The sequence below is a fragment of the Mycobacterium sp. ACS4331 genome, assembly GCF_001667265.1.
Taxonomy (GTDB): Bacteria; Actinomycetota; Actinomycetes; order Mycobacteriales; family Mycobacteriaceae; genus Mycobacterium.
In genome coordinates this window covers 1-7,127 of record NZ_LZHW01000097.1, presented here as the reverse complement: position 1 = coordinate 7,127, position 7,127 = coordinate 1, and the positions used below count along the sequence as shown (strand labels likewise).

Annotated in this window: 7 protein-coding genes; 1 reads left to right on the top strand and 6 read right to left on the bottom strand. The window is 69.8% G+C overall.

The window, feature by feature from the left end; all coding sequences use genetic code 11:
* On the bottom strand, positions 1–911 hold a 911-nt coding region (locus A5727_RS22655; RefSeq protein WP_082949973.1), incomplete at its 3' end, for an RDD family protein.
* 27 nt (positions 912–938) lie between these two features.
* On the opposite strand from A5727_RS22655, the gene A5727_RS22650 reads away from it, so the two are divergent.
* On the top strand, positions 939–1,931 hold the full coding sequence (locus A5727_RS22650) for a stage II sporulation protein M (protein ID WP_068255477.1): 993 nt from the start codon (positions 939–941) through the stop codon (positions 1,929–1,931).
* A gap of 4 nt (positions 1,932–1,935) precedes the next feature.
* Here A5727_RS22650 and A5727_RS22645 read toward each other — a convergent pair whose 3' ends face one another.
* The 5 genes from A5727_RS22645 to A5727_RS22625 all read right to left on the bottom strand — a co-directional run.
* Positions 1,936–3,258: a DUF58 domain-containing protein gene (locus A5727_RS22645; protein ID WP_068255474.1), complete on the bottom strand. Its 1,323-nt coding sequence runs from the start codon at positions 3,256–3,258 to the stop codon at positions 1,936–1,938.
* The gene (locus A5727_RS22640; RefSeq protein WP_068255471.1) at positions 3,258–4,244 is read right to left on the bottom strand and encodes an AAA family ATPase; all 987 of its coding nucleotides are present in this window, start codon (positions 4,242–4,244) and stop codon (positions 3,258–3,260) included. Before A5727_RS22640 ends, A5727_RS22645 begins: the two co-directional genes overlap by 1 nt.
* Positions 4,241–5,389: a DUF4350 domain-containing protein gene (locus tag A5727_RS22635; protein ID WP_068255468.1), complete on the bottom strand. Its 1,149-nt coding sequence runs from the start codon at positions 5,387–5,389 to the stop codon at positions 4,241–4,243. The genes A5727_RS22640 and A5727_RS22635 overlap by 4 nt, the downstream gene beginning before the upstream one ends.
* A complete protein-coding gene (locus A5727_RS22630; protein ID WP_068255466.1) occupies positions 5,386–6,039 on the bottom strand; it encodes a DUF4129 domain-containing protein in 654 nt (217 codons plus the stop codon). Before A5727_RS22630 ends, A5727_RS22635 begins: the two co-directional genes overlap by 4 nt.
* Before the next feature lie 10 nt (positions 6,040–6,049).
* Positions 6,050–7,127: DUF7847 domain-containing protein (locus A5727_RS22625; RefSeq protein WP_068255462.1), on the bottom strand; the 1,078-nt coding region annotated here is incomplete at its 5' end.

The following is a 7,127-nucleotide window of genomic DNA, read 5'->3' as shown; positions in this document are numbered from 1 at the left end:
GTGCTGGGCGGGGGGGGGGGGGGGGGGACCGGAGGCGCCGGCGGCGCGTATGCCGGGGGTGCAGTCGGCGGCGCGTACGCCGGGGGTGGAGTGGCGGCCACGGACATCGGTGGCGCTGGGAAGTGCGCCGCCATCGGGACTCCCCCCGCGGTGGGCCGGGCGGACAGCCTCGCCAGTTCGCGACGATGGCGTTCGGCCAACACCGCCGCGAGCATGTACTGCGGCGGCGTGCCCGGCGGCGGTGGCGGTGAGATCTGGGCCGCGACCTCTCCGGCGATCCGCGCTGCCATCTGATCGCGCAGCATCGGTTCGAGTTGATGTGCGCGGGAGAGGAATTGGCGGGCCAACTCGGCCTGCTCGGGCCGCAGCCCGGACAGCTGCAGCGACGACGCCCACCAGGCCAGTGCTGGCGGCATCATCGGTGGCGGAGCGAGTTTGGGGCCGCGTTCGGTGATGACGATGGTGCCGGCGAAGATGTCACCGATGCGCTTGCCCTTCGGGGAGAGCAGGCTGCAGATCACCGCGGGGGCACCACTGAGCATCCAGATCTCGACGAATCCGGACAGTGCCCGAAACAGCGCCTGCCGGAATCGCTCTGGCCCGCCGTCCTCGGAGACCACGCGCAGGCCCATCGCCATCTTGCCCAGCGTGCGACCGCGGGTGGCCGTCTCGAACACCAGGGGATAGCCGACGATGACCAGCACGGTGTAGATGATCAGAACCGCGGCGGACAGCGCGGAGTCGAACTGCAGCAGCGTCATCGCCCACAGCGCCACCCCGGCCACGTAACCCAACAGCATCACGACGATGTCGATGAGCGCGCTGACCGCTCGCACCGGCAACTGGGCGATCTGGACGTCGAGGACCACCGCGTCGCCGGTCACCACGGCTTCCTTTGGCGTTCCGACCATGCCGACGACGCTACTAGAATTCCCCAGGTGGATGTCGACGCGTTCGTGGTGGCCCACCGCCCCACCTGGGACCGGCTGGAGCACCTCACCAAGCGTCGACGAAATCTCACTGGCGCCGAGGTCGATGAGTTGGTGGACCTGTATCAACGGGTCTCCACGCACCTGTCCATGCTGAGGTCGTCGTCGACCGATTCCGCGCTGATCGGGCGGCTTTCGACGTTGGTCGCGCGCGCCCGGTCGGCGGTGACGGGTGCGCACGCGCCACTGTGGAGCGAGTTCATCCGGTTCTGGACGGTGTCCTTCCCGGTGGTGGCCTACCGCAGTTGGCGATGGTGGCTGGGTTCGGCGATCGCCTTCTTCGTGGTGGCCACCGCGATCGGTTTATGGGTGGCCAACAACCCCGAGGTTCAGGCGACGATCGGCACGCCGTCGGAGATCGCGCAGATGGTGGACCATGACTTCGAGTCGTACTACAGCGAGAACCCAGCGGGGTCCTTCGCGCTGCGGGTCTGGGTCAACAATGCCTGGGTGGCCGCACAGTGCATCGGCTTCGCGGTGGTGTTGGGCCTGCCCATTCCCTATGTGCTGTTCCAGAATGCGCTCAACGTCGGAGTGGCCGGCGGCCTGATGTTCGCCGCTGGCAAGGGCGGGCTGTTCCTGGGACTGCTCACCCCGCACGGCCTGCTCGAGTTGACCGCGGTGTTCCTGGCGGCCGCCGCAGGTATGCGCTTGGGGTGGTCGGTGATCGCACCAGGCGACCGTCCCCGTGGTCAGGTGCTGGCCGAACAGGGCCGCGCTGTCGTCTCGGTCGCGGTCGGCCTGGTCGTGGTGCTGCTGATCTCGGGCCTGATCGAGGCTCTGGTGACGCCCGCGCCATTCCCGACCTGGGTGCGCATCACGATCGGGGTGCTCGCCGAGGTCGCGTTCCTGGCCTACATCATCCACTTCGGGCGGCGGGCACTTCGGGCCGGCGAGACCGGTGACCTGTCCGACGCGCCTGATGTCGTGCCGACACGCTGACGCCTCAGAGCTTCCCGCTGGCCTTCATCGCGAGGTAGCGGTCCGCCAGCGCCGGCGCCAACTCCTCCGGCGGGGCGTCGACAACCTCCACGCCGTGCCTGCGCATCCGGGCAGCCAGCGCGCGGCGATCATTGCGGGAGCGCTCGGCCGCCGCGGCGTCGTAGATCTGCGCGGCGTCGGATCGTCCTTCGGCCAACTCCTCGACCCTCGGGTCGCTCACCGCCGCCACGATCACCTGGTGCCGGGTGGACAGCTGCGGAAGCACCGGGAGCAGACCCTCGTCGAGCGCCGAGGCGTTGAGGTCGGTCAGCAGCACCACCAGCGCGCGGCGGCGGACTCGGCGCTGGATCGCCGAAACCGTTGCCGTGAAATCGGATTCCACCAGGGCGGGTTCCAGCGGTGCCATGGCCTCCACAAGTCTTGCCAGCAGTTCGGTCCGGTTCGCGCCCAGCACTGAGGATCGGGCGACCCGGTCATGGGCCAGGAAGTCGACGTGGTCGCCGGCCCGCGCCGCCAGCGCCGCCAGCAGAAGCGCGGCATCCAGCGACCAGTCCAGGCGGGGCCAACCGCTGGGGTCGCTGGCGGTGGGGTCGACACCGACGCGCCCGGCCGACGTGCGACCCGTGTCGACCACCAGGACAACCCTGCGGTCACGCTCGGGACGCCACGTGCGCACCACGACGTCGGAGCGCCGGGCGGTGGCGCGCCAGTCGATCGAGCGGACGTCGTCGCCCACCACGTATTCGCGCAGCGAATCGAATTCGGTGCCCTGTCCACGGATCAGCACCGGGATGAGCCCGTCGAGCTCCCGAAGCCTGGCGAGCCGGGACGGCAGGTGCTTGCGGGACAGGAACGGCGGCAGGATGCGCACGCTCCACGGTGCCCGATGCGTCGACTGCCTGCCCGCCAGGCCGAGCGGCCCGATCGAGCGGGCGGTCACCACGGCCGACTCCTGATCCCCCCGACGGACCGGCGACAGCCGGGTCGGCACGGAAACGTGTTGTCCGGCAGGAAGGTCGATGGGGTGGCTGCGCGGCTCGGCGCGTGCACTCGGGGGCCATGCGTCGCGGACGACGCCGCGGAACCGGGTGCGGCCGGCGTTGCGGACCAGAAGTTCGACGTCCACGGGTTCGCCGAGGCGTGCCGACGTCGAACCCGCGCGGGACAACTGCAGCGCACGGGGGCTGCCCGCCAGGACCACGTCGACGAGGACGGCCACCGTCAACAGCGCCAGAAGCACCACGAAAGCCGTTGCCGGCCAAGGCGCCAGCGCCACCGGGAGCACGCACAACAGTGCCGCGAGGCCGGCACGTCCGGTGAGGATCACTAGCGCGGAACCGGGACCGCGGCCAGAATCCCGTCGAGCACGCCGTCGGGCGTGGCGCCCTCGAGCTCGGACTCGGGACGCAGCGCCACCCGGTGCCGCAGCGTCGGGCGCGCCATGGCCTTGACGTCGTCGGGGGTGACGTAGTTGCGTCCGGACAGCCAGGCCCAGGACCGGGCGGTGTTCAACAGCGCCGTCGCACCGCGCGGCGAGACACCGAGCTGCAGGGCCGGTGAGTTCCGGGTGGCACCGACGATATCGACGATGTAGCCCAGAATCTCGTTGGCCACCAGCACCTGCCGGACGGCGTCGCGGCCCGCGGCGAGCTCGGCCGGCCCGGCCACGGGCTGGATGAACGACAGATCCCGCGGGTCGAATCCGTGGGCGTGGCGGCCCAGGATCGCGATCTCCTGATCCCGCGGCGGCAGCGGCACATTCAGCTTGAGCAGGAACCGGTCGAGCTGAGCCTCGGGCAGCTGGTAGGTGCCCTCGTACTCGATGGGGTTCTGCGTGGCGGCCACGATGAAGGGATCCGGCAGTGGCCGGGGCTCACCGTCGATGCTGACCTGCCGTTCCTCCATGGCCTCCAGCAGCGCGGCCTGGGTCTTGGGCGGTGTCCGGTTGATCTCGTCGGCCAGCATCAGGTTGGTGAACACCGGGCCCTGACGGAACTCGAATGCGGCCGTGCGAGCGTCGTAGACCAGCGATCCGGTGACATCGCCCGGCATGAGGTCCGGGGTGAACTGGACCCGCTTGAACTCGAGTTGCAGGGCCGCGGACAGCGCACGGACCAGCAGGGTCTTGGCCACTCCGGGAACGCCTTCGAGCAGCACATGCCCGCGGCACAGCAGGGCGATCACCAGCCCGCTGACCACGGCGTCCTGGCCGACGACGGCCTTGGCGATCTCGGCCCGCAGCGCCAGCAGCGCCGTGCGGGCCGACTCTGCGGCGGCGGACTCGGGCGGGGCCGAGGTGGTGGGGTGTGTCACGAGTGCGCGACCTGCCTTTCGATGTCGTCGAGCGCGTGAGCCAAGTGGACCAGATCGTCGTCGGTGGCCGGGGCCGGCCCGAACAGGGTGTGCTGCACTGAAAGCGGATCGGCCGCACCGCCGGACTGCGCGAGATTCTGCGTGACTGCGGCGACGATCGCCGGCGGATCGGCGTTGGCGCCGAGTCCCAGTCGGGGGAGCAGACGCTGAAGCGCGGCCGTGCGCAGCGCCGCGGCGGCCTGGTCGCGGGCTCGGCGGGATCGGTAGAGCCTGCCGCGGCCCTCGACAGTCTCCGATGCGCGCACCACCACGGGGAGTCGTTCGGAGACAAGGGGGCCCAGCCGTCGGCCCTGCCACAGCGCCACCAGCAGCACGGCGACACAGAGTTGCAGCACGATCCAGTTGAACCGGTCGGGGATGAGATCGGTGATGTCCGCCGAGCCGGTGTGATCGCCCTCGGTCTCCTGCGGCGCGTACCAGATCAGGCGGGGATGGGCGCCTGCCAGATTCATCGCGAGTGCGGCGTTGCCCTCGCGCAACAGCGTTGAGTTCGTGACGAAATCGGTGGTGCCGACGGCGGTGACGGTGCGTCCGTCGTCGCGATAGCGCACCAACGCCCCGCCGTAGCAGGAGGTCACCGCGACGCCGTCGTCGGTGCCCTCGAACGCATAGGTGGAACTGAACCACACGGTGCCCGCGCGCTGCGCCTCCGGCAGATCGCAGTCGGGCTCACCGGTCAACGAGGTCTGCGGCGCGTACCTCAACGCCGGGGCCAAGGCCTCCCGGGTGCGTGCACTGGGGTTGATCAGCAGCAGGTCGCCCGGGGCGTCGGCCAGCGTGGTGAGCAGATCTTCATCCCACAGGTTGTAGGTCTGCCCGACGAGAAGCAGGGTGTCCGGCCCGGACAACCGGGCGGCCTCGGCGGCCGTGGCCGCGACCTCGACGTCGACACCCTGATCACGCAGCAGTGCCACCAGCGCGTGCGCACCATCGGGTCCCGTTGCCTCGGGATCGAGGAGGCCGCCATCTCGAGGTGCGGTGAACCACGTCGTGATCGCGGCGAGCAGCACGATCAACACGATGCTCAGGGCGATCCAGCGCCACGTGCGGCCGCGACGCAGTGCCGCGGGTGCGGTGGTGGTCATCCGACCTCCGCCCATGACGCGTCCGCGGGAGCGTTCCCGCCGGAATCCGTCCCGCCGCGGGGGCGGGCGCGCAGGTGGTCGTCCAGGGCGCACATCAACCGGTAGCCGGCTTCGGTGCCGGGGCGTTCGCCGAACGTGACGTCGTTGAATGCAGTTGCGGCGTCCAGGAATTCGCGCGAGAGGTCAGGCATGGAAGCACCGGCGGTGCGTGCCAGTTCGTACGAGGTGCGACCAGGCACCGGGGTGAGCACCCCGGTCTCCTCCAGATGCCGCGCGATCGCGCGCAACCGGTGTCGGATGGCGGCTGCCCAATCGCCGGAGGCCGCGTACTGCTCCGAGGTCTGCCGGTGCTGCTCGGCACTGAGTTCGGCCGCACCGAACAGTGTGTAGCCGTCGCCGCGGTTGGTGCGCATGGTTTTCCGTGCGATGCGCACCGCAACCACCACGGCCACGATCACAAGGATCAACAGCACCGCGATGGTGAAGAACCCGCCGGGGATCTGAGAACCCTTGGACACGATGCGGAACAGGAGCTCGTCGAGCCATTCGCTGAGCCGGTCCGTCACCGAGGCTCGCGGATAGATCGGCTTGCTGAGCTCACGTTCGGCGAGGTCGTGTGCGGTGTCACGGTCGATGTCTACGGTTGGCAAGGGCGTGACCTCAGCGTCGAACCAGCCAGAGGTGGTCTGTCGATCCGGGCGCGGCGGGGTTGGCCGTCGCACCGGTCTTCAGTGCCAGGTCGAAGGCCTCCGCACGAATCCGTCGGTCGGTGTAGAGCAGGACGGTCACACCGGCGGTGAACGGCGTCGTGATGATCTGACCGATGATCCCGCCGATGCTGGCCAGGATCATCGCGGTGATGAACGAGGGGCCGGAATCCGAGGTCAGCCCACCCGTCAGCAGCCCCGCGATGCCGAACGGAATGCCGACCGCGAAAGCGATGATCGAGGTGATCAACGCCGTCAGCAGCCAGATGCCGAGGATGCGCCAGAAGCTTCCGCGCACCAGCGCGAACGACCGCGAGATGGAGGCCATCACGGGCTGATGCTCGAGCACCACCGTCGCGGGGGCGAACAACGTCATCACGGCGAACCACAGGCCGCCCGCGACGGCCGCCAGCCCCAGCGGGATGCCGATCACCACTCCACCCACCGGGCCGGCGGCCGCGACGAACATCGTGGTGATCAACACCAGGGCCGCCAGGGCCGCCAGGACGACGCCGAGCAGAACCAGCGTGACACCCAGAAGGGGCAGGAGACGGCCTTGAATGCGTTGCCACGCTTCGCCGATGGTGATCGTGGTGCCGAAGATTGCTCGGCCGATCACGACGGTGAGCATGCCGGTGAGGACGGTGGAGGCCAACAGGGTCACGATGGCGCCGGGCAGCTCACTCCAGAGGGAGGCGGCGAATGCCGTCCCGAAACCGGTGTCCTCGGGGTCCATCTCCGCGACGGTCCGCATCGGCCCCAGCTGCACCGCGAGCGCGATGACCTGGCTGATGAGCACCACGACCGTCGTCAGGCCCAGCGTCGCCTTCGGGTTGGTGCGCACGTAGCCGACCGCGCCGTTGAAGATGTCGCTGAGCGTGAGCGGGCGCAGCGGGATGACGCCGGGCTTGAGCTCCAGCTGCGGGGGTGGATATCCCGGCGGGACGCCGTAGCCCGGGGGCCCGTAACCCGGCAGCGGTGCGTAACCCTGCGGCGGGCCGTAACCCGGCGGGGGTGGGTAGCCGGGGGGT